Source organism: Chloroflexota bacterium, from assembly GCA_020850535.1.
GTDB lineage: Bacteria > Chloroflexota > UBA6077 > UBA6077 > JACCZL01 > JADZEM01.
Map to the genome: position 1 here is coordinate 1 of JADZEM010000033.1, position 21162 is coordinate 21162.

The following is a 21162-nucleotide window of genomic DNA, read 5'->3' on the forward strand; positions in this document are numbered from 1 at the left end:
CCACCTCGCGGCCCCATCCTTGCCATACTCCTAGCGGGTCCATCATCTGCCTCCCTTCGGTCATTCAACCTCCGGGTTCCGCAGATGGTGGACCCGCCTTCGCAATAACTGTCGGGAAGTCAGCCCCCCGGATTGGGGGGTGAGGTCGGCTACAGTCCCTTCGCCGCCTCCACGATGTGCCGGGCGCTGATCCCGCAGGCGTCGAGCAGCTCGGCGGGCGTACCAGACCCGGGTAGTTTGCTGACCCCGAGCAGCCTGACCTTCGGCAGCGGCTTGCCAGTCGACGCCAGCCCCTCCAGCACCGCCGATCCGAGGCCGCCCTCAGACCAGTGATCCTCCACCACCACGATGCCGCCCGTCTCTGAGGCCGCCGCGCTGAGGGTCGCGGCGTCGACCGGCTTGACCGAGTAGAGATCGATCACGCGGGCAGAGACGCCATCCTTCGCGAGCGTGTCGGCGGCTGCAAGCGCCTCCGGGACCGTGATGCCGGCCGCGACGATGGTCACGCTGTCCGAGCCTGACGAGCGCAGCACTTTGCTGCCGCCAACACGGAACGACTCGTCGGCAGCGTAGACCACCGGCGTCGCGGCCCGCGTCGTCCGCATGTAGACGATGCCCTTCAGGTCCGCCATCTCGGCCACGAGCCTGGCGGTCTGGTTGGCATCGCAGGGGTAGAGCACCGTGCTGCCGCCGACCGCCCGCATCATCGCCAGGTCTTCGAGCGCCATCTGGGACGGCCCGTCCTCGCCAATCGAGACACCGGCGTGCGAGCCGCACAGGCGGATGTTCGCCCTGGAGATGGCCGACATGCGGATGAAGTCGTAGGCCCGCGAGAGGAACGCCGCGAACGTCGCCGCGAACGGCACGTAGTGGCGGACGCTCATGCCGACGGCGGTGGCCACCATCTGCTGCTCGGCGATGTACGACTGGAAGAACCGCTCAGGGAACTTCTCCTGGAACAGCTCGGTGAACGTCGAGTTGCCGACCTCCGCGTCAATGGCGACCACATCGGCGCGCGCCGCCCCGAGCGCGACCAGTGCGTCGCCGAACGCCTGCCGGGTCGCGTACTTCTTCCCCAGCTCCCAGGTCGGCAGCGACGGGGCGCTCGCGGCAGTCGGCTTCTTGCCAGGATCGGCGGCCGGTAGCTTCGGCTTGACTGTGAGCTGCCGCACGCCGCCCAGCTCGGCGATAGCCGCCTCGGCCTGCTCCTTCGAGAGCGCCTTGCCGTGCCAGTTCTCCTTGTCCTCGACCAGCGAGGCCCCGGAGCCCTTCTTCGTGCGCGCCACGATCATCGTCGGCCGGTCGCCGCCCGAGCTGGCCTCCTTGAACGCGGCGTCGATCTCGGCGAAGTTGTGTCCGTCGATCTCGATGGCTCGCCAGCCGAACGCCTTGGCGCGGGCGACATAGACCTCGGTGTGCCACTGGAGCGCCGTCGGGCCGCGCTGGCCCAGACGGTTCACGTCCACGATGGCGACCAGGTTGCCCAACTGTTCGTCCGACGCCCGGCTCATCGCCTCCCAGACGCTGCCCTCGGCCATCTCGCTGTCGCCGCAGATGACCCAGGTTCGGAACGGCAGCTTATCCAGGTGCTTGCCGGCCAGCGCCACGCCGACGCCAATCGGCAGGCCCTGCCCCAGCGAGCCGGTCGCCACGTCCACCCAGGGCAGATCCGGCGTCGGATGCCCTTCGAGGCGGCTCCCGAGCTTCCGGAGCGTCAGCAGCTCTTCGTCGGAGACCGCGCCGGCCGCCTTGTACATCGAGTAGAGCAGCGGCGCGGCATGCCCCTTCGAGAGAATCAGGTGGTCGTTGTTCGGGTTGGTCGGGTGATCGAAGTCGTAGCGCAGGTAGTCGGAGAGCAGGACCGCCGCCAGGTCCGCCGCCGACATCGACGACGTGGGATGGCCTGAGCCGGCCGCCGTGGTCGACCGAATACTGTCTACTCGAAGCTGCTTCGCAAGCTCACGCCACTGTTCGACCCGGCCGGAAGTTTCGGTCGCCATACCCTCTCCTACTCACTGCCCGGCGCTGCTTCTACCAGCCGCGCCAGGATCGCACTGTCCGTCAAGCGTCTTCGAGGATCTGTCATCATTATGCCAGGGGGCTGGCCGCCTTTCTGGAACGGCCGGCCTGAGCGCGAAGGCGCAGAGGCGCGATGCAAGAGCGCTGCCACGCGCTCGACCGGCGTGCGGCGTCGGTGCTGGCCGACCGACACGCGAGCATGCGCGGCGGAGCGGACGCGCGACAGCGGCATCCGGCTACCATACGTACGAGTGCGTACAGCTCACGAGTGACCCCGACGATGGAGGCAGCACGATGGGCAATCCCCTGGTAGAGCTTCAGCAGCAGGGCCAGAGCGTCTGGCTGGACTATATTCGGCGGAAGGCGCTGCTCTCCGGCGACGTTCGTCAACTGATCGAGCACGATGGCCTGCGCGGCATGACGGCAAACCCGGCCATCTTCCAGGCCGCCATCGCCGCCGGCGACGACTATGATGGCACCATCGAGACGATGGTGAAGCGGGGCGCCGAGCCGGTCGGGATCTACGAGCAGCTCGCCGTCGAGGACATTCGGGAGGCGTGCGACCAGTTCCGCGCGCTGTACGACGCGACGAACGGCGGGGACGGCTTCGTCTCGCTCGAGGTCTCTCCGACGCTCGCCTACGACACCGAGGGCACGCTCGAAGAGGCGCGCCGCCTGTGGACCTGGGTGGAGCGCCCGAACCTGATGATCAAGGTGCCGGGCACCGCCGCGGGCGTGCCGGCCATCGAGAAGCTCCTCTCCGAGGGGATCAACGTCAACGTCACGCTGCTGTTCGCCATCGAGGCGTACGAGGCCGTGGCCTGGGCGTATGTGCGTGCCCTGGAACGCCGCGTCGCCGAGGGCAAGCCGGTCGACCGCGTCGCGTCGGTCGCCAGCTTCTTCGTCAGCCGCGTCGATACGATGATCGACCCGCTGCTGGACAAGAAGGCGGCCGCCGAGTCGAACGAGGCAGCGAAGGCGAAGATCCTGGGCCTGCGCGGCAAAGCTGCCGTGGCGAACGCCCGCCTCGCCTACCAGAGCTTCAAGAAGATCTTCGGCGACCAGCGGTTCACCGACCTCAAGGCGCACGGCGCGCGCGTTCAGCGCCCGCTCTGGGCCAGCACCAGCGTCAAGAACCCGGCCTACTCCGACCTGCTGTACGCCGATGCCCTGATCGGCCCGGACACCGTCGATACGATGCCGCGCGAGACGCTCGACGCGTTCCGCGATCATGGCACGGTCGCCAACACCGTCGAGAACGACATCGGCGGTGCGACGGCCACGCTCGCCGCGCTGGAGTCGGTCGGCGTCAGCATCAAGGCGGTCACCGACCAGCTGGAGAAGGAAGGCGTCGAGAAGTTCGAGCAAGCGTTCGACGCGCTGCTCAAGGGGATCGTCGAGAAGCGGTCAGCGCTGCACGCACGGGCCTGATTCGCGACCGGGCAGATCGAGGCGGAGCAGCGTGTCTGCTCCGCCTCGTCTCACGTCTGCCGCTGGCCGCGTCTGGCCTACTATGACGACGACGACTGGCGTTTTTGAACACACGGACGACTGCGGCATCTCGTGCCCACGCGGCCTGCGTGGGCTGGCCGCGGCGACACGGAGGAGGTGGGCACGCCTATGGGTGCGCAAGTAGGACTGATCGGGCTGGCCGTCATGGGCCAGAACCTCGCGCTGAACATCGAGCGCAACGGCTTCCCCATCGCCGTCTTCAACCGGACGGCGGCGCGGACGAAGGATTTCGCAGCGGGGCCGGCGGCCGGCCGCCGGTTCACGCCGACCTACTCCCTGGAGGAGTTCGTCACGTCCATCGACCGGCCGCGCAAGATCATTCTGATGGTTCAGGCCGGCAAGGCCGTGGACGAGCAGATCGCCAACCTCCGACCGCTGCTGGAGGACGGCGACATTGTCGTGGACGCCGGCAACTCGCTGTTCCAGGACACCGAGCGTCGCCACAAGGAGCTTGAGGGCAGCGGCCTGAACTACGTCGGCATGGGCGTCAGCGGCGGCGAAGAGGGCGCGCTGTGGGGTCCGAGCATCATGCCAGGCGGCTCTCCGGAGTCCTACGCGGCGCTCGCGCCGATCCTCACGGCGATCTCGGCCAAGAGCGCCCAGGGTGACTGCGTCACCCACATCGGGCCGCGCGGCGCCGGTCATTACGTCAAGATGGTGCACAATGGCATCGAGTACGGCGACATGCAGCTCATCGCCGAGACCTACTCGCTGATGCAGCATGCGCTCGGCCTGTCGGCCCCGGAGATGGCCGAGGTCTTCTCCTCCTGGAACAAGCATGACCTTGACTCGTACCTGATCGAGATCACGGCGAACGTCCTGGCGTTCACCGATCCGGACACCGGCCAGCCGGTCGTGGACGTGATCCTCGACAAGGCCGGCCAGAAGGGCACCGGCCGTTGGATGTGCCAGGACGCCCTGGAGCTTGGCACGCCGATCCCGACCATCGACGCCGCCGTCTGGGCGCGCAGCATCTCCTCGTTCAAGGATGCCCGCGTCCACGCCAGCGGCCTCCTGGCCGGGCCATCCCGCGCAGCCTCCGGCTACGACCGGGCCTCGCTGGAGAAGGATCTCGAAGCGGCGCTCTGGGCCGCGAAGGTCAGCAGCTATGCCCAGGGACTGGCGCTGCTCCAGGCGTCGTCCGCCGAGCGCGGCTACGGCCTGAACCTCGCCGAGATCGCCCGGATCTGGACCGGCGGCTGCATCATCCGCGCGAAGCTGCTGGCCGAGATCCAGTCGGCGTACACTTCCGACCCGGATCTGCCGAACCTGATGCTCTCGCCGGAGATCTCGCCGCGCATGAACGAGCGGACGGGCTCGCTGCGGACGGTGATCAAGATCGCCCGCGATCTGGGCCTGCCGGTGCCCGCCATGAGCGCAGCGCTGGACTACTTCGACAGCTACCGGGCGGCGCGCCTGCCCGCGAACCTGATCCAGGGCCAGCGCGACTACTTCGGCGCGCACACCTACCAGCGGGTTGACAAGCCGGGCGTGTTCCACACCGAGTGGCCGTTCGAGAAGCAGGCGACGGTGACCTCCGGCTCCTACGACGCCTGACATCCCCCGCGGAGCCTGACCAACGGCCGCCGTCCCCTTGTCGAGACGGCGGCCGCGCGCGTTCTCGATACGTCGTCCTGGCCTGCTTCTCACACCAGTGGCCCGAGCCGGGACGGGTCGTCTACCATGTCCGCGCGAACGTTGAGTCTTGAAAGCGACGGCTGCGGTGCGGCGCCGGCTTCTGCGGCCACCGCGGCCTTCCACTATCCGTTCGGGAGGATCCGCATGGCAATCGCCGCAGAGATGGCTGCCCTCACGCGCGAACAGATGCTCCACATGTTTCGGAGCATGGCCCAGATCCGAGCGTTCGAGTACCGCGCCTACGAGCTGTACCGCGAAGGCGTGATGCGTGGCACCACCCACGCCTACGTCGGCGAGGAAGCCATCGCGGTCGGCGTGTGTTCCGCGCTCAACCAGGACGACACCATCACCAGCACCCATCGCGGCCACGGCCACTGTATCGCCAAGGGCGGCGACGTGAACATGATGATGGCGGAGCTGCTCGGCAAGGAGTCCGGCTACAGCCACGGCAAGGGCGGTAGCATGCACATCGCCGACATCGACAAGGGCATCCTCGGTGCGAACGGCATCGTCGGCGGCGGCATGGCTATCGCCACCGGCGCGGCGCTCTCCGCGAAGTACCTGAACAACGGCAAGGTCAGCGTCTGCTTCTTCGGCGATGGCGCGCTGAACCAGGGCATCCTGGCCGAGTCGATGAACCTGGCGGCCGTCTGGAAGCTGCCGGTCATCTTCGTCTGCGAGAACAACCAGTTCGCGATGTCCGCACGAGTCCAGGTCATGACCTCCGTCGAGGATCTCGCGCTACGAAGCATCGGCTTCGGCATTCCGGGTGTCAACGTGGACGGCATGGACGTGCTGGCCGTCTTCCGGGCCACCAGCGAGGCCGTGGAGCGGGCGCGCGCCGGCCAGGGCCCGACCTTCATCGTGGCGACCACCTACCGCTTCCTCGGGCACCACGTGGGCGATCCGCTCAACTATCGGACCAAGGAAGAGACGGACGTTTGGCGCGAGAAGGACGCCATCGAGAAGCTGCGCTCCTACATGCTCGACAACGGCGTGGCGTCTGAGGACGAGATCGCCGAGATCGAGAAGGACGTGCAGGGCAAGGTGGACGTGGCGGCGAACGCGGCGAAGGCTGCCGTCGAGCCAGACCCGAAGATCCTGATGGACGACATCTACAAGTAGTCGTCAGTGCTCGGTTGTCAGCAGACACGTTCTGATCGCTGACAACTGACGGCTGACAACTCGGAGGGACGACCATGGCAGTTGCATCGCCCCCCGCGGCGGGGACGAAAGTGATGACCTATGCGGAGGCGCTCAACCTGGCCCTCCGCGAAGAGATGCGCCGCGATCCGACCGTCTTCGTGATGGGCGAGGATGTGGCGATCTGGGGCGGCGGCGGCGTGTTCGGCGTTACCAAGGGTCTGGTGGAAGAGTTCGGGCCAGAGCGCATCCGCGACACCCCGCTCACCGAGGCGGTGATCGCCGGCGCGGCGGTCGGCGCGGCGGCCACCGGCACCCGGCCCGTCGCCGAGATCATGTACGTCGACTTCATGACGCTGACGATGGAGCCGATTGTCAATCAGGCCGCCAAGATGCGCTACATGTTCGGCGGGAAGATCACCCTCCCGCTGGTCATGCGGGCGCAGGAGGGAGCTGGACGTGGCAACGCGGCGCAGCACAGCCAGTCGCTGGAGGCGTGGTTCGCCCATATCCCGGGTCTGAAGGTGGTGGTCCCGTCCACGCCGGCGGACGCCAAGGGCCTGCTCAAGACGGCCATCCGCGACGACAACCCGGTCATCTTCCTCGAACACAAGGTCTTGTACTTCACCAAGGGCGAGGTGCCGTTGGACGAGGAGTACACGATCCCGTTCGGCGTAGCGGACGTGAAGCGCGAGGGGACGGATGTCACCGTCGTCGGCATCCACACCCAGGTGCTCGAAGCGCTCCAGGCCGCGGAAGAGCTGGAGAAGGAAGGCATCAGCGTCGAGGTGATCGATCCGCGCACGGTCTCCCCGCTCGACGTGGACACCATCGTCACGTCGGTCAAGAAGACTGGGCGGCTGGTCGTGAGCCATCAGGCTGTTGAGCAGGGCGGCGTCGGCGGAGAGATCGTCGCGCGGGTGGTTGACGCCGCGTTTGACTACCTGGATGCGCCGCCACAGCGGGTCTGCGGCAAGAACGTGCCGTTGCCGTACGCCGCCAGCCTGGAACGCGAGGCGCTGCCGTACAAGGACGACATCATCGCCGCCATCCGACGGATCATCTAGCGTGGGGCGTGGGTCGACGATCGTGGGTCGTAGGGGCGTGCTCGCGCCGCCCTTCCCCCCACGATCTACGATCCATGACCTATAACCTCCCGCATGCAAGGCTTCTGGATCGCCGCGCTGGCCTTCGGGATCGTGATCGCACTGTTCGCGGTCCAGAACTCCGCGCCCACGACGATCCGCTTCCTCTGGATCAGCGCCGAAGCCGTGCCGCTGTCAGTGCTCGTGATGATCTGCGCGGCGCTGGGCGCGCTGGTGACGCTGATGTTCGGCCTGGGCCGCGAGGTCCGACTCCAGTGGAGCCGCCGCTCGGCCCGCCGGATGGTGTCCACGCACGAGAAGCGCATCGCCGAGCTTGAGAAGGCGGTCGAAGAGTTGACGGCCCAGAAGGCGGCCCTCGACGCACAGGTCGCCTCGCTGACGGCGACTGGTGGCACGCCGCTCTACGAGGCTGTGCCGGTCAACCCATCAGCCGTGGAAGGCGGAACGGCTTCGACCTCGCTCCCCAGCGGCGACTCGTCGAAGGGGTAGTTTGACCGCGCGCCTTCCCACGGTCGTTGGGGGGCGCCGCGGCTCAGGCCGGGCCGAGCAGCGGCGCTTCCAGCCGGCTGCTCGCCAGGCGTGGATCGTCCAGGGCGCGGTCGAGGTTGAAGGCCGCGCTGATCAGCGCCAGGTGGGTGAACCCCTGCGGGAAGTTGCCCAGCGCCTCGGCTGAGTGCCCCAGCTCCTCGGCGTACAGTCCGAGCGGGTTGGCGTAGGTCAGCATCTTCTCGAACGTCAGGCGCGCCTCGCGCAGATAGCCGGCCCGGGTCAGCGCCTCGACCCACCAGAAGGTGCACAACGAAAACGCACCTTCGTCGCCGCGCAGACCGTCGGGCGCGGCGCAGTCGGGATCGTAGCGGTACACCAGCGAGTCACTCACCAGCAGCTTGCGCGTCGCGTCGATCGTGTTGAGCATCCTCGGGTCGGTGGGCGCGACGAACTTCACCAGCGGCATCAGCAGGTTGGCAGCATCGAGATACCTGGCTCCGTAGTGCTGCACGAACGCCCCGATCTCATGGTTGTACCCGTGGGCCATCGTCTCTTCGTAGATCGCCGTGCGGGCCGCCTCCCAGCGGTCGCGTGGGGCCGGCAAGCCGCGCTTGTTCGCCATCCGCAGCGCGCGGTCAAACGCCACCCAGCACATCATCCGCGAGAACACAAAGTGCTGCCGCCCGCCTCGGACCTCCCAGACGCCGTCGTCCGGAAGCTGCCAGTGGTCGCACAGCCAGTTGAGCATGCCCGTCAGGCTCTTCCACACGTCGTAGGAGATCGGCGCGCCGTACTTGTCGTACAGGTAGATCGAGTCCATCAACTCGCCGAAGATGTCGAGCTGGAGCTGATCGACAGCGGCATTGCCCACGCGCACCGGCCGCGAGCCTCGATACCCTTCGAGATGATCCAGGTGTATCTCGCCCAGGTCATTCGAGCCATCGATACGGTAGACCACGCGCAGCGGCTCGCCGGCCGCCACGTCGAGACACTTCGAGGTCAGGAAGTCGATGTACCGCGCCGCTTCCTCGACGAACCCGATCCGCATCAGGGCGTACACGATGAAACTGCTGTCGCGGACCCAGCTGTACCGGTAGTCCCAGTTGCGCGGCCCGCCGATGGCCTCGGGCAGGCCCATCGTCGGTGCGGCGATGATCGCGCCGGTCGGGGCGTAGGTCAGCAGTTTGAGGGCCAGCGCCGACCGTCCGACCTGCTCTCGCCAGCGCCCGCGATAGGTCGAGCCGCCGAGCCAGCGCTGCCAGAAATCGACCGTCGCCTGAACGGTGTGTCGCAAGGTCACCGTGGGCGGCAGTGAGGTCATGGGGTGGCGGTCGTCGACCCACTCCAGCACGAAGCCGGCCCACTCGCCTTCGTGGATGGTGAACTCCGCGCGGGCACTCAGATCGTCGAGCGTGAGCGGCACGCTCGAGAGCAGGCTGACGCGCTCCTGGGCTGGCGTATCAGCCGTGAAGACGCAGCCGTGCTGGATCTCGCGGACCGAGTGGCTGGCGCGGGCATAGTCGAACGCCGGCTGGCACAGCAGCTCAAGTGGCACCGTCCCACGGACGCCGTGAATCACCCGCACCAGATCGTGCGGGACACTGTGCTCGCCGGGCCGGTCATGCTCGATGGGCATGCAGTCGTACAACTCGGCGATGCCGTCCGGGGTCACGAATCGCGTGATCAGGACGTTGGTGTCCGGCACGTACAGTTGGCGGGTGGTCAGCTCGCCACTGGCGCAGATCCGAAAGCGCCCGCCGATACGGTCGTCAAGAATCGCGGCGAACAGCGACGGCGAATCGAAGCGCGGCAGGCACAGCCAGTCTATCGAGCCGTTCCGCCCCACCAGCGCCGCCGTGTGCAGATCGCCGATGACGCCATACTGGTCAATCGGGAGATAACTCATAGCCGATCCCACTCCCCCCGGTCTTCATACCAGTAACACGAATTGGGCCAGGGCTGAGCGCGGCCTGGCCGAACGTTCGATCAGTCACCATGCTATGCTGCCCCAGCCGTGCGCGGCGACGGCGCACCGATCTCCCCCAGAATCCCCGATGCGTGCACTGGAGGTCTTCCGATGCCCCGCCTCCGTTTCCTGACCGCCTTGCTGGTGCTTGCGCTGACGCTGGTGGCCTGCTCCACCCCGACGGCAACCGCGCCTACGGTGAAGCCAGCCGAACCGGCCAAGCCCGCGGCGCCAGCCTCGCCGGCGGCTGCCGCGCCAGCCTCGTCGCCGGCAGCGTCGGCTGCCACTGCCAGTCCGGCCGCGTCGGCAGGGGCCTCCCCGGCCGCTGCAGCGGCATCGCCGGCCGCCAGCCCGGCGGCGGTGAGCCCGCCCGCCAGCGGCAAGCGGCTGCGCGTCGGCCTCGTCACCGACGTCGGCAAGGTCGACGACAAGAGCTTCAATCAGTCGGCCTGGGAGGGCGTCCAGCGGGTGCAGCGCGAGCTGGGCGCTGAGGTCAAGTTCCTGGAGACGACCGACCCGAAGGACTATGCCAAGAACATCGACCAGTTCGCGCAGGACGGCTACGACGTGATTGTGACTGTCGGGTTCGCCATCGGGCAGGCGACCCAGGAAGCAGCGGCAAAGTACAAGAACGTCAAGTTCATCGGCGTGGATCAGTTCCAGCAGAACACCACGGACAACCTGGCGGGCCTGATCTTCGACGAGGACAAGGCTGGCTACCTGGCGGGCGCGCTCGCCGGGCTCCTGACCAGGACCAACGTGGTCGCCGGCGTGCTCGGCACCGACCTCGTGCCGCCGGTCGTCAAGTTCGGCAAGGGGTACGAGGCTGGCGCGAAGGCGGTGAAGCCGGAGATTCGCGTCATCATGGCCTACCATCCTGGCGGCCTCGCCCGGGGCTTCAGCGATCCCGACTGGGGCAAGAACACCACCGTTCAGATGATCCAGCAGCAGGCTGACGTGATCTTCGGCGCCGGCGGCAACACCGGCAACGGCGCGCTGCTCGGCGCGACGGAGCGCAACGTCCTGGCCATCGGCGTGGATACCGACCAGTGGGAGACGCTGCCCCAGGTGCGGCCGGTCCTGGTCTCCAGCGCGATGAAGCTGATCACGCCGGGCGTCTTCGACCTCGTCAAGAGCGTGCAGGATGGCACGTTCAAGAGCGGCAACCAGACCGGGCAGGTCGGCCTCGCGCCGTTCCATGACAACGCCTCGAAGGTGCCTGATGCGGCGCAGGCTCGCCTGAAGGAGATCGACGCCGGCCTCAAGAGCGGCGCTGTCCGCACCGGCGTGACCCTCCCCTAGCGATTCGTTCGCCGTGAACGTCCGGATACTCGCGCAGACTCTGCTGGTGCAGGCCCTTGCCGTCCTGACCGGCCTCGCCGCCGGCGCGCTGTTGATCTGGGCGACCGGCGGCGACCCGATCCTGGCCTACGGTGGCCTCTGGGAAGGGTCGTTCGGCCGCGTCGCCTCTATCTCCGAGACGCTGGTCTGGGCCACTCCGTACATCCTGGCCGGCCTGGCAGTCGGGCTGGCCTTCCGGGGCGGCCTGTTCAACATCGGTGCGGAAGGGCAGTTGAGCGTCGGGGCGCTGGTCAGCGCCTGGGTCGGCTTCGGCGTGAGCGGCGTGCCCTGGCCGCTGCACCTGCTCGTGGCGCTGGCGGCCGGCGCGCTGGCGGGGGCCGCCTGGGCCGGTTTTGCCGGGCTGCTCAAGGCCAGGACCGGCGCACATGAGGTCATCACGACCATCATGCTCAACTACGTGGCGCTGCTCGGGACCGGCTACCTGCTGTCGGGCCTGCTCAAAGACCCCAGCCCGTTCGTGGTGGTGGCCCAGACGCCGAAGGTGCTGGAGTCCGCCCGCATCCCGCCCCTCGTCGCCGACCTTCGGGTACACTGGGGGTTGATCATCGCGCTGGCGCTCAGCGTCGGCTGCTGGTGGCTGCTGTTCCGCGGCACGGTCGGGTTTGCCATTCGGACGGTCGGCCTCAACTCCAGTGCCGCCCGCTACGCCGGCATCTCGGTGGGTGGCACGGTCACGCTGACGATGGCGCTGTCAGGCCTGCTGGCCGGGCTGGCAGGAGCCATCGAAGTCCTGGGCGTCAACTACTACCACACGCCCGGGTTCAGCGCCGGCTACGGCTTCGACAGCATCGCCGTGGCCCTTCTGGGCAAGAGTCACCCGCTTGGCGTGATACCGGCCGCCATCCTGTTCGGCGCGCTGCGGGCCGGCGCCACCCGCATGCAGTTCGTCAGCCAGATCCCTATCGATATCATCTCCGTCGTCCAGGGGATCATCCTGCTGCTGGTGGCCGCGGAGGAGCTGGTCCGCCGGCTGTACCGGATCGGCGGTCGCCCGACCTCCACCACCGAGGGGATCGTGGCGAAGGGCTGGGGGCGGGCCCAGTAGCTGTGCTGGACATTGTCGTGGCGCTGCTGGCCGTCTCGATCGTGAAGAGCACGCCGCTGGTGCTCGGAGCGCTCTCGGGGGTCGTCTGCGAGCGCTCCGGAGTGGTCAACATCGCCATCGAGGGGATGATGCTCGGGGCAGCGTTCGCCGGTTTCGCCGTGGGCGTGTACACCGGCAGCCCGTGGCTCGGCGTCGCGGCAGCCATGACGACCGGCGCGCTGCTCGCGCTGCTGCACGCGATCCTGTCGGTCAGCTTCGCGGTCGATCAGATCATCAGCGGCACGGCCATCAACATCCTGGCCGTCGGCATGACTGGCTTCCTGAACCGCCAACTGTTCGCGACGGGCGCACCGCCGGGGGCTGCCACGCTGCCGCCGGCCCATATCCCCGTGCTCGGCGAGCTGCCGGTCCTGGGGCCGCTCCTGTTCCAGCACCAGCCGTTGACGATGCTGGCCGTCGCCCTGGTGGCCGTCGTTCATATCGCCCTGTTCCGGACCCGCTGGGGGCTTCGCACCCGTGCCGTTGGCGAGCATCCACTGGCGGCTGACACGGTGGGCATCGATGTGACCCGCTTGCGGATCGGGAACGTGGTGCTGGGCGGCGTCCTGGCGGGCCTCGGCGGCGCGTATTTCACGCTCGAATCGGTCCCGCACTTCGAGGCGCTGATGACCAACGGGCGCGGCTTCATCGCCCTGGCCGCCATGATCTTCGGCAAATGGACGCCGCTCGGCGCCTGGGGCGCGGCGCTCCTGTTCGGCCTGACCGAGGCGCTGCCCGTCACGCTCCAGATCCAGGGCTTCGCCGTGCCGTATCAGCTGGTCGGGATGCTGCCGTACGTGCTGACCATCGTCGTGGTGGCCGGGCTGGTCGGGCGGGCCGCCGCGCCGGCCGCCATCGGCGTCCCCTACGTCAAGGGCCAGAGGGCCAGCGGGTGAGCGCCGCTTCGCCTGCGGACCGGGCCGCTCGGCCGCCGCTGCTGGCCGTGTCGGGCCTGACGAGGCGGTTCGGTGCGCTGGTCGCCAACGACAAGATCGCGCTCGACGTGCGGCCCGGCGAGATCCACGCCCTGCTCGGCGAGAACGGGGCCGGCAAGTCCACCCTGATGAACGTCCTGTTCGGGCTGGTCGAGGCTGACGCGGGTTCGATGACCCTGCGCGGAAAGCCGTACCGCCCGTCGGGCCCCAGCGACGCGATCCGCGCTGGCGTCGGGATGGTCCACCAGCACTTCATGCTGATTCCGACGTTCACCGTGGCCGAGAACGTCATCCTCGGCGCGGAGCCGGTGCGCGGCATCTCGCTGGATCTCGACGCCGCGCGGGGCGGCCTCCGCGCGCTCGCTGCGCGCTATGGCCTGGAGATCGACCCTGACGCTGTCGTCCACGATCTGCCAGTCGGCGTCCAGCAGCGGGCCGAGATCCTGAAGGCGCTTTACCGACAGGCCGAGCTGCTGATCCTCGACGAGCCGACCGCCGTGCTTGCCCCGCCCGAGGTCGAGCACCTGTTCGGCGTCATGCGCGAGCTCGCCACGGCCGGCCGCGCGATCATCTTCATCAGCCACAAGCTCCGCGAGGTGCTGCAGATCGCGGACCGGATCACGGTGCTGCGGCGCGGTGAGGTCGTCGGGTCCGTCCTCCCGTCCGAGACGGACGAGGAGCGGCTGGCTGCGCTGATGGTCGGGCGGGCGGTCGATCTCCAGGTAGATAAGTCGCCATCCCATCCAGGCGAGACCGTCTTGCGCGTCGAGCAGCTTCGCATCCGCGACCAGCGCGGCAGCGTGGCCGTGGATGGGGTCGACCTCGACGTGCGGGCCGGCGAGATTGTCGGCATCGCGGGAGTCGAGGGCAACGGCCAGACCGAGCTGGTAGAGGCGATCTACGGCCTCCGCCCGACCGTGTCGGGCAGCATCCGGCTGCTTGACGCCGATCTCACGCACGCCGCACCGAGGCAGATCGCCGCTCGGGGCGTCAGCCACATCCCGGAGGACCGCCAAAAGTACGGACTGGTGCTGGCTCACCCGCTGGCGGACAACCTGGTTCTGTCACGCTACAACCGCGCGCCGTTCGCACATCGGCTGTGTCGCGCCTTCGACGCCATCCTGCGATTCGCCGGCCGGCTCGTCAAGGAGTTCGACGTGCGAACGCCATCCGTGCAAGCCCGCACGTCAACGCTCTCTGGCGGCAATCAGCAGAAGGCGGTCGTTGCGCGCGAGCTGTCGGCGCATCCGAGGCTGCTGATCGCGGCCCAGCCCACGCGCGGGGTGGACGTGGGAGCGACCGAGCTGATCCATCGCAAGATCGTCGAGGCCCGTGACGGTGGAGCGGCGGTGCTCCTGGTGTCGTCAGAGCTGGACGAGCTGCTGGCGCTCTCCGACCGGATCGCCGTCATGTACCGGGGCCGGATCGTGGCGAGTATGGCGGCCGCTGAGGCGACCCGCGAAGGTCTGGGACTCTTGATGGCAGGAGCCACCGTCGACGCGATGTAGCGCGGGGGCTAACCCCCGCGCTACGTTCTCCTCATCCTCGTCGGTCGGAGGGTTGGGGCCCACGCCTTACGGCAGCAGGCCTGTCGTGCGGGCCGCCATCAGCGAAGTGTACGCTGCGCGCGGCGTCCCGTCTGGATTGGTGATCGACCACCAGTACTGCTCGTTGGCCGTCGTCCAGCTCGGATCGGCGATGTTCCAGACGAACATCACGCCCACCTGCGGCGCCCAGTTCGCCTTGGCGTACTGGTACGCCTTGACGATGTAGTCCGCCTGCTGCTCGGGGGAGACGGCGTACCAGGAGTACTGCGGGTTGATCTGATCGGTCGTCCAGCCGAACTCCAGCACCCAGAACGGCTTGCTGCCGTCGCCGTTGAGGGTCATGATCTCGCGCAGCTGCTCCACCCGGCGGAAGTAGAACGACGGGTGCGGGAAGCGGGGATCGGAGTTCAGTTCAGCCTCGGGCGCGGAGCCGTAGCCCGGCGCATGCACGCCGATCACGTCCGCGTACTGCGCCAGCTCGAACTCGTAGAGCCAGCCGAGGTAGATATCGTCTGGCATCGCGGTGCCGTCGTTGGTGCCCGTCGGCGAGAGACCGGCGCTGACGATGATCTTGGTCGGATCGACCTGCTTCACCAGCGTGTAGGTCTCCTTGAGCATGTACATGTACTGCGCCGCCTGGTCACGGCTGATCGCGGCGCCGCCCCACTCGCGAGAGAGATTCGGCTCGTTCCAGACCTGGATCGCGTCTACGACGCCCTTCGGGGAGCCGGCGCGGTACCGGTTCGCCAGAACCGAGACGAAGTCGGCGTAATCGTACATATCGTCGGGCGGGCCGTTCTCGACCTTCGTCGTCCGCGCCCAGTCCGGCTGATGATCGACACGCACCATCAGCTTGACGCCGGCCGCCGAAGCCGCCGCCACGACACGGTCAAGGTCGGTCCAGTCGATGCAGTTCTTGCAGCTTGCCTCGATGCTTCGCCACGGCACCGTCAGCTTCGCCCAGTTCATGCCAGCGGCTTTGAGCAACTGGAGGTCGCGGTCGGTGGTGGCCGGGTTGCCGAGCAGGAAGACGCTGGCGCCGTAATCCGGGTTGGGCGTCACAACCTGCATCGGCGGCGGCGGTGCAGGTGTCGGAGCCGGCTGCGTGGGAACAAGCTGAGCGCTCGCACCGCTCGGGAGCGACCCGAACACTGCGGCAGCCAGCGCGAAAACGCTGAGGAACCTTGCGAATCGAAGCACCAGTCCCTGACCCCCTGGTCATGATCTACACGTGCACCTAGTACAACGGCAGGGCGTCAGCATGGTTCCATTTTGTCGACTCGCAGGTCGACCCACTGAGCGCGTCCGCAGCTCGGCACACAGGTCTGCACGGGCGACGAAGCCGCGCAAACCCGTCGGCCATCGTGCAGAAGGCGTGCCAAAGGCCAGCGCCGGAGCAGCCGGAACGGGCAGTTCATCGACAAAACGTCGAGGGCGGGAACACCGGGCGCGCGCCACGATCCTACCGGCTGCGCAGCTCCACGTCGTCGAACCGGCCTTCCGAGCGCCCGGCCATATCGCCGAACGTCCCCGTGCCCATCGACCACGTCCCGACCTGATACCGGCCGTCCTGGTGTGTGATGACCGGCACGCCATTGACGACCGCGACGATCGTGTTTCCCTGGCAACGCAGCTCCAGGCGGTTCGCCTGCCGGCCGCCTCGGATCGCTGCATGCTCGACCCAGTCCACGAGAGCGACGGGCTGGCCGTTGTCGAAGCGACGCAGCCGCACGGCCGGCGGCGACACCGTCAGCTGCACCGCGTACTGCGAGACCTGCTCGCTGTTCTGCGCGCGGCACCCAAGGGTCAGGTAGGCGTAGTCTGCTCCGTCGATGGCGCGGACTGTCGCCACGATCACACCGTCTGCGACGTTGGCCGAGTTCGGGATGAAGGCAATCGAATTGACCGGCTGGGTAACCAGCGTCTTGATGACGTACTCGCCTTCCCAGAGCAGGTGCTCCCGCTGACGGTCAGGCGGGATACCGATGTAGAGGCCACGCGGATCGCCGTTGTTGAAGTTGGCCTGGAAGACGGCACGTGGCAGCGCGGTGGCCGTCGGAGCGACCGCCACCTGGGTCGGCGGGACCCGCGTTGGCGGCGCGGCGGTCGGTGGAACCGGGGTAGCCGGGGCGGCGGTCGGCTGCGGTGGGGCGGTCGGCTTCGCCGGGGCGGGGGTCGCCGTCGGGGCAGCCGCCGTGGCCGGAACAGGCGTATTGGTCGGGTTCGGCTTTGCAGCCGGCGTAGAGGTCGCCGCGAGCGCCACCAGCGTGGGCGTTGGTGTAGCGGTACCGCGCCCGCCAATGCCACCGGAGCTGACCAGGCCGACGATGCCGCCGATCAACAGCAGGATGATCGCGCCCGCGCCGAGGATGACGGGCAGCGGCGACTTCCGCGGGGGCGCACCGCCATACGGCGGCCCTGGCGGCATCGGTGGGACCGGCCCACGCTGGCCGGGGCCGGGCGTCATGCCGCCGGGCGCCGGCGGTCGCGGCCCCTGGGGAATCGTGCCCGGTGGGAACGTCCCCGGCTGGACCGGCCCGGGCGTTGTCTGGCCGGGAGGGCCGGGCGGCCGAGGCGTGCCGTACGGCGGCAGCGGCGGCGCGAACGGTCCAGCCGGGCCACCAGGCGGCGTCCGCGGCCACTGCGGCCGCGGCGGGAGCTGAACGGTTGGCGGGGTCATCGCCTGCGAGAGCGCCTGCCGCATCTCGTTGGCCGACTGGAAGCGCCAGTCCGGCGCTTTGGCCAGCGCGCGGTCAACCACGGCGGCGACGCCCGGCGGGACATCGTTCCGGACGCTGAGCACCGGCGTGGGCGCTTCGTTCATGACGCGCGCCATCGCGACCATCGGATCGGACGTCCCGCTGAACGGACTGCGGCCGGCCAGCAGCTCGTACAACACCACACCGACGGCGTACAGATCGGTGCGGAAGTCCACGGACTGGCCGGCGACCTGCTCCGGGGCCATGTAGGCGGGCGTCCCCAGCACGTGCCCGACAGTCGTGTTGCCGCTCTGCTCCAGCACCCGGGCGATGCCGAAATCCATGACCTTGACCACGCCGTTGGCGTCGACCATCAGGTTGGCGGGCTTGATGTCACGGTGGACGATGCCCAGACCGTGCGCCTCGGAGAGCGCGGCGAGCGCCTGATCGATCAGCCGCACGGCCTCCTGCACGGGCATCTGCCCGCGTCGGCGGATGATCTCGGAGAGCGGCAGTCCCTGCACGTACTCCATCACGAGATACGGAGGGATGCCGGCCTCCTGGCCGCTGTCGAGCGCTCGGGCCACGTTCGGCCCCTGGAGCCGCCGTGCCACGTCGGCCTCGGTGGCGAAGCGCTGCACCAATCCCGCCTCGCGGGCCACGTGAGCGTGGAGGATCTTGACGGCCACGGTGACGTTCGTGCGGAGGTCGCGGGCGAGATAGACATCTGCGAAGCCGCCGGTGCCGATGAGATCGACCAGCCGATACACGCCGTTCAGCGTGCGGCCTACCAGCGAGTCCCCGTAGCTTCCTGGCGGCGGTGTGCTCATGCCGCCTCTCCCCTGCCTCGTGTGATCGACGCCGCCAGCCGTGACGTCGCTGCCCCGATCCGAGTCGCCCATGGTTCACCGATGACAACGGCTCAGGAGGCTAGGATAGCCGAACCTGACGCCGACGTATACCTTGTCGGCCATGCAGCCTCGCGGGGCGGATCTCGCAGCGTGCCACCGGCAGGCCGCCCGCTCGTTCTGCTCACATCGGCTGGTCTGGGCACGCCGCCCAGCGCCTCGCCGTGATTCTTCTGTAGTCCAGCCTGGGCGCTACCCGTCACCCTCCATCGTTGCCTTTGTCGTAAGGCCACTGTGGCGGACGTTGGTCGATTCGTGGGAGCGCTACCCAAGGACGCGCTACACAGGAAGTGAGCATCCAGGTTCCATGATGTACCCTCCCCCCACTGCCCATCCGTCTCTCGCCCACGCTCAACAGCACCTGCTCGAGGCGATCACCCAGGGGTCCGGCCTCACCGGTACGCTTGACGAGCTGGGTTCGTGGGCTGGCATCGAGCCACACGATCTGCGGGTCTGTATCAGCGCGCTGCACGACGCCGGCTGGATCGCGGTTCAGAAAGAGGTCTCCGGGCGACTGCGCCTCCGGCTCGACCGCCACTAGGAGTGTGGGTCACGGGTCTGGCATGAGCAGCGTCGAGGAAGCCGTCGGGTAACCGTGGAGGAGGTCGAGGGCGATCTCCGTCACCCGGGGGCGTCTGGCGTGGCAGCCTGAGATCGTGGCCAGGGCTGGCGATGCTGGTCAACAGGCCCGAAGGAGGTGGAGCGTGACGATCAGGCCGTCGCTGGAATCAGCCGGGCGGACGGGAGCGGGCAGACGCGCAGCAGCTTGCCGAGGTTGTGGGCGAGGCAGGCCAGCAAGTACTCACCGGCGGCGCGCGTGAGGCCGCGCAGGCTGAGGGTGGAGAAGCCGCGCGCCTCCTTGAGCTGGCCGAAGACCGGCTCGACGATGGTCTTGCGGCGGGCGTAGCGTCGGCGAGCATCCGGCTGACGGAGCTTGTAGCGCATCGCCCCGGCGGATCGGCGGTCCTTGGCCTGGAGCACCCGATGGTCTTCGTTGGGCTTGAGGCAGGCGGCACGGAGGGGGCAGTCCGCACAGTCCGCCGACGCTGCGCGGTACTGGTTGGTGCTGGGGCGGCCGGTCGCACCCGGCGGGGCGACCTGGAGCACCAGCAGCTTGTCGGCTGGGCAGATCCAAACATCGCGCGTCGGGTCGTAGCCGAAGCGGTCGATCGCGTACACCGCAGCCTTCGTGGTCGTGCCGGCCGGGTCGTCGCGCCCGGCGGCGATCAGGAGATCGAGGCCGTCCCGATCTTCGGCGGCGTTCTCCCCGCTGAAGTAGCCGGCATCAGCACTCACCGTGGTTGGGTGGTCGTCAAGCAGTCCCGCCCCGTCTCGGAGGGTCCGCACCTCGGCGACCAGGTCTGGCAGATGGCGCATGTCCGCAGCGATGTTCGTGAGCATCGCTGCGACGATCACCCCGCTCTCCGCATCGACGACGGCCTGGGCGTTGTAGGCGTAGTCGTACGCACCCCGCTTCATCAGCATGATCCGGGCGTCGCCGTCCGCGAACGACCGCTGCTCCTTGTCGGCGATCGCGGGGGCCGCATCCGCCGGCAGCCCCTGCTCGGCGCGCTGCTCCGCCTCCAGGCGCTCGCGGGCCGCCCGGATCTTCGCGAGGCGCGCCTCCCGCCGGGCCAGTTCCTCGGCCACCGAATACCCGTCCGAGTCGGCCCCGTACTCCCGATCCTCGGCCGTGTCCTGGGTCTCGGCCTGCTCCACCAGCCGGGCGATCTCCTCCTTGAGCTGCGCCTCCCGCTGCCGCATCCGCCCGGAGCTCATCGCCTTGTGCTTCGACGTGTTCGCCTTCAGCTTGGTCCCGTCGAGCGCCACGTGGCCCAGCCGGGCCAGCCCCACCCGCAACGCCAGCACCACCGTCTCCTGGAACACCGCCGTGAACGCCACCGCGTTGTCCCGACGAAACCGGGCCAACGTCCGATAGTTCGGCTGACCGCCACCCGCTAGGTAGACGAACGTCGCCTCCTGGCGCGCCAATCGTGCCAGCTTCCGCGCCGACCGCACCCCGTGCAGGTACCCCCACGCCAGGATCCCGAACAGCGCGTGCGGATGGTACGGCTTCTCGCCCTTCGGACCCGGGGGGATCAGAAAGTGCTGCAGATCCACCCCCTGCACCAGATCCACAAACACGTGGACCGGGTGCTCGGGCGGCAACGCTTCCTCCAGACGGACCACCGCCCGGACATCCGGCTGGTACGGCTTGAATCGATCGGTCGATGACATAACCGACAGCCTACCCGGTCGATCCCCTCACCGGCGACCTCTCACCCGTGACCCACACTCCTAGAACGCCGCGCCCAACACCCGCGCCGAATCGTCAGCCACCCGCGATGAGGCGGGTCCATGCATCCATCTGGTCAAGCTGGACTGGTTCGCGCGCTGCAAGCAGGCGCTGCAAGCGGCTATCATGCCGCGCCTGGTCAGTCGAGAGCGCGCATCCCACCCGGTAGCCGCACGACCGACACGCGGCTCGGGATGGTCAGATGCGGAACGGCGAGCACGGCACAACCTCGATTCCCCAGGACATCGACGTTCTCGTTCTGGGGGGCGGCAATGCGGCGATGTGCGCTGCGCTCTCGGCCCGGCGTGCGGGTGCGCGGGTGCTCGTCCTCGAAGGCGCGCCCGAGCACTTTCGGGGGGGCAACAGCCGCCACACTCGCGACGTGCGGTACATGCACACCCGCAAGAACGCCTACGTCACGGGGCTGTACCCCGAGGACGAGTTCTGGGACGACCTGA

The 21162-nt window shown here is 68.4% G+C and carries 16 protein-coding genes; 11 read left to right on the forward strand and 5 right to left on the reverse strand.

Annotated elements, in window-relative coordinates:
* Positions 1–149 precede the first annotated feature (149 nt).
* Positions 150–2000: a transketolase gene (locus IT306_05905; protein ID MCC7367934.1), complete on the reverse strand. Its 1851-nt coding sequence runs from the start codon at positions 1998–2000 to the stop codon at positions 150–152.
* A gap of 313 nt (positions 2001–2313) precedes the next feature.
* On the opposite strand from IT306_05905, the gene tal reads away from it, so the two are divergent.
* The 5 genes from tal (at position 2314) to IT306_05930 (ending at position 7907) form a co-directional block, all read left to right on the forward strand.
* Positions 2314–3450 (forward strand): transaldolase, encoded by a 1137-nt coding sequence (gene tal / locus IT306_05910; protein ID MCC7367935.1) that lies wholly within the window; start codon positions 2314–2316, stop codon positions 3448–3450.
* Positions 3451–3639: 189 nt separating this feature from the next.
* A complete protein-coding gene (gndA, locus tag IT306_05915) occupies positions 3640–5088 on the forward strand; it encodes an NADP-dependent phosphogluconate dehydrogenase (protein ID MCC7367936.1) in 1449 nt (482 codons plus the stop codon).
* Between the two features lie 243 nt (positions 5089–5331).
* Entirely contained in the window at positions 5332–6294 is a 963-nt protein-coding gene (locus tag IT306_05920; GenBank protein MCC7367937.1) for a thiamine pyrophosphate-dependent dehydrogenase E1 component subunit alpha, read from the forward strand.
* A 74-nt stretch (positions 6295–6368) separates the two neighbouring features.
* Entirely contained in the window at positions 6369–7379 is a 1011-nt protein-coding gene (locus IT306_05925; GenBank protein MCC7367938.1) for an alpha-ketoacid dehydrogenase subunit beta, read from the forward strand.
* Between the two features lie 93 nt (positions 7380–7472).
* Positions 7473–7907 (forward strand): DUF1049 domain-containing protein, encoded by a 435-nt coding sequence (locus IT306_05930; protein MCC7367939.1) that lies wholly within the window; start codon positions 7473–7475, stop codon positions 7905–7907.
* A gap of 43 nt (positions 7908–7950) precedes the next feature.
* Here the strand turns inward: IT306_05930 and IT306_05935 are convergent, their stop codons facing one another.
* Positions 7951–9813 (reverse strand): glycoside hydrolase family 15 protein, encoded by a 1863-nt coding sequence (locus IT306_05935; protein MCC7367940.1) that lies wholly within the window; start codon positions 9811–9813, stop codon positions 7951–7953.
* Between the two features lie 171 nt (positions 9814–9984).
* On the opposite strand from IT306_05935, the gene IT306_05940 reads away from it, so the two are divergent.
* The 4 genes from IT306_05940 to IT306_05955 all read left to right on the forward strand — a co-directional run bounded on the left by IT306_05940 (position 9985) and on the right by IT306_05955 (position 14762).
* Entirely contained in the window at positions 9985–11175 is a 1191-nt protein-coding gene (locus IT306_05940; GenBank protein ID MCC7367941.1) for a BMP family ABC transporter substrate-binding protein, read from the forward strand.
* 94 nt (positions 11176–11269) lie between these two features.
* A complete protein-coding gene (locus IT306_05945; GenBank protein MCC7367942.1) occupies positions 11270–12280 on the forward strand; it encodes an ABC transporter permease in 1011 nt (336 codons plus the stop codon).
* Between the two features lie 2 nt (positions 12281–12282).
* The gene (locus IT306_05950) at positions 12283–13215 is read left to right on the forward strand and encodes an ABC transporter permease (GenBank protein MCC7367943.1); all 933 of its coding nucleotides are present in this window, start codon (positions 12283–12285) and stop codon (positions 13213–13215) included.
* The gene (locus tag IT306_05955; protein ID MCC7367944.1) at positions 13212–14762 is read left to right on the forward strand and encodes an ABC transporter ATP-binding protein; all 1551 of its coding nucleotides are present in this window, start codon (positions 13212–13214) and stop codon (positions 14760–14762) included. The genes IT306_05950 and IT306_05955 overlap by 4 nt, the downstream gene beginning before the upstream one ends.
* A 66-nt stretch (positions 14763–14828) precedes the next feature.
* Here IT306_05955 and IT306_05960 read toward each other — a convergent pair whose 3' ends face one another.
* Entirely contained in the window at positions 14829–15872 is a 1044-nt protein-coding gene (locus IT306_05960; GenBank protein ID MCC7367945.1) for a cellulase family glycosylhydrolase, read from the reverse strand.
* A 391-nt stretch (positions 15873–16263) separates the two neighbouring features.
* Positions 16264–18330, reverse strand: coding sequence for a protein kinase (locus IT306_05965; protein ID MCC7367946.1), 2067 nt, complete (start codon positions 18328–18330; stop codon positions 16264–16266).
* A 385-nt stretch (positions 18331–18715) separates the two neighbouring features.
* Between IT306_05965 and IT306_05970 the strand changes: the two genes are divergently transcribed.
* On the forward strand, positions 18716–18949 hold the full coding sequence (locus IT306_05970; protein ID MCC7367947.1) for a hypothetical protein: 234 nt from the start codon (positions 18716–18718) through the stop codon (positions 18947–18949).
* Between the two features lie 170 nt (positions 18950–19119).
* On the opposite strand, the gene IT306_05975 is transcribed toward IT306_05970, so the two are convergent.
* Positions 19120–20646 (reverse strand): IS1182 family transposase, encoded by a 1527-nt coding sequence (locus IT306_05975; protein ID MCC7367948.1) that lies wholly within the window; start codon positions 20644–20646, stop codon positions 19120–19122.
* A gap of 260 nt (positions 20647–20906) precedes the next feature.
* On the opposite strand from IT306_05975, the gene IT306_05980 reads away from it, so the two are divergent.
* Positions 20907–21162, forward strand: a 256-nt coding sequence (locus IT306_05980; protein MCC7367949.1) for an FAD-dependent oxidoreductase, incomplete at its 3' end; no start/stop codon positions are given.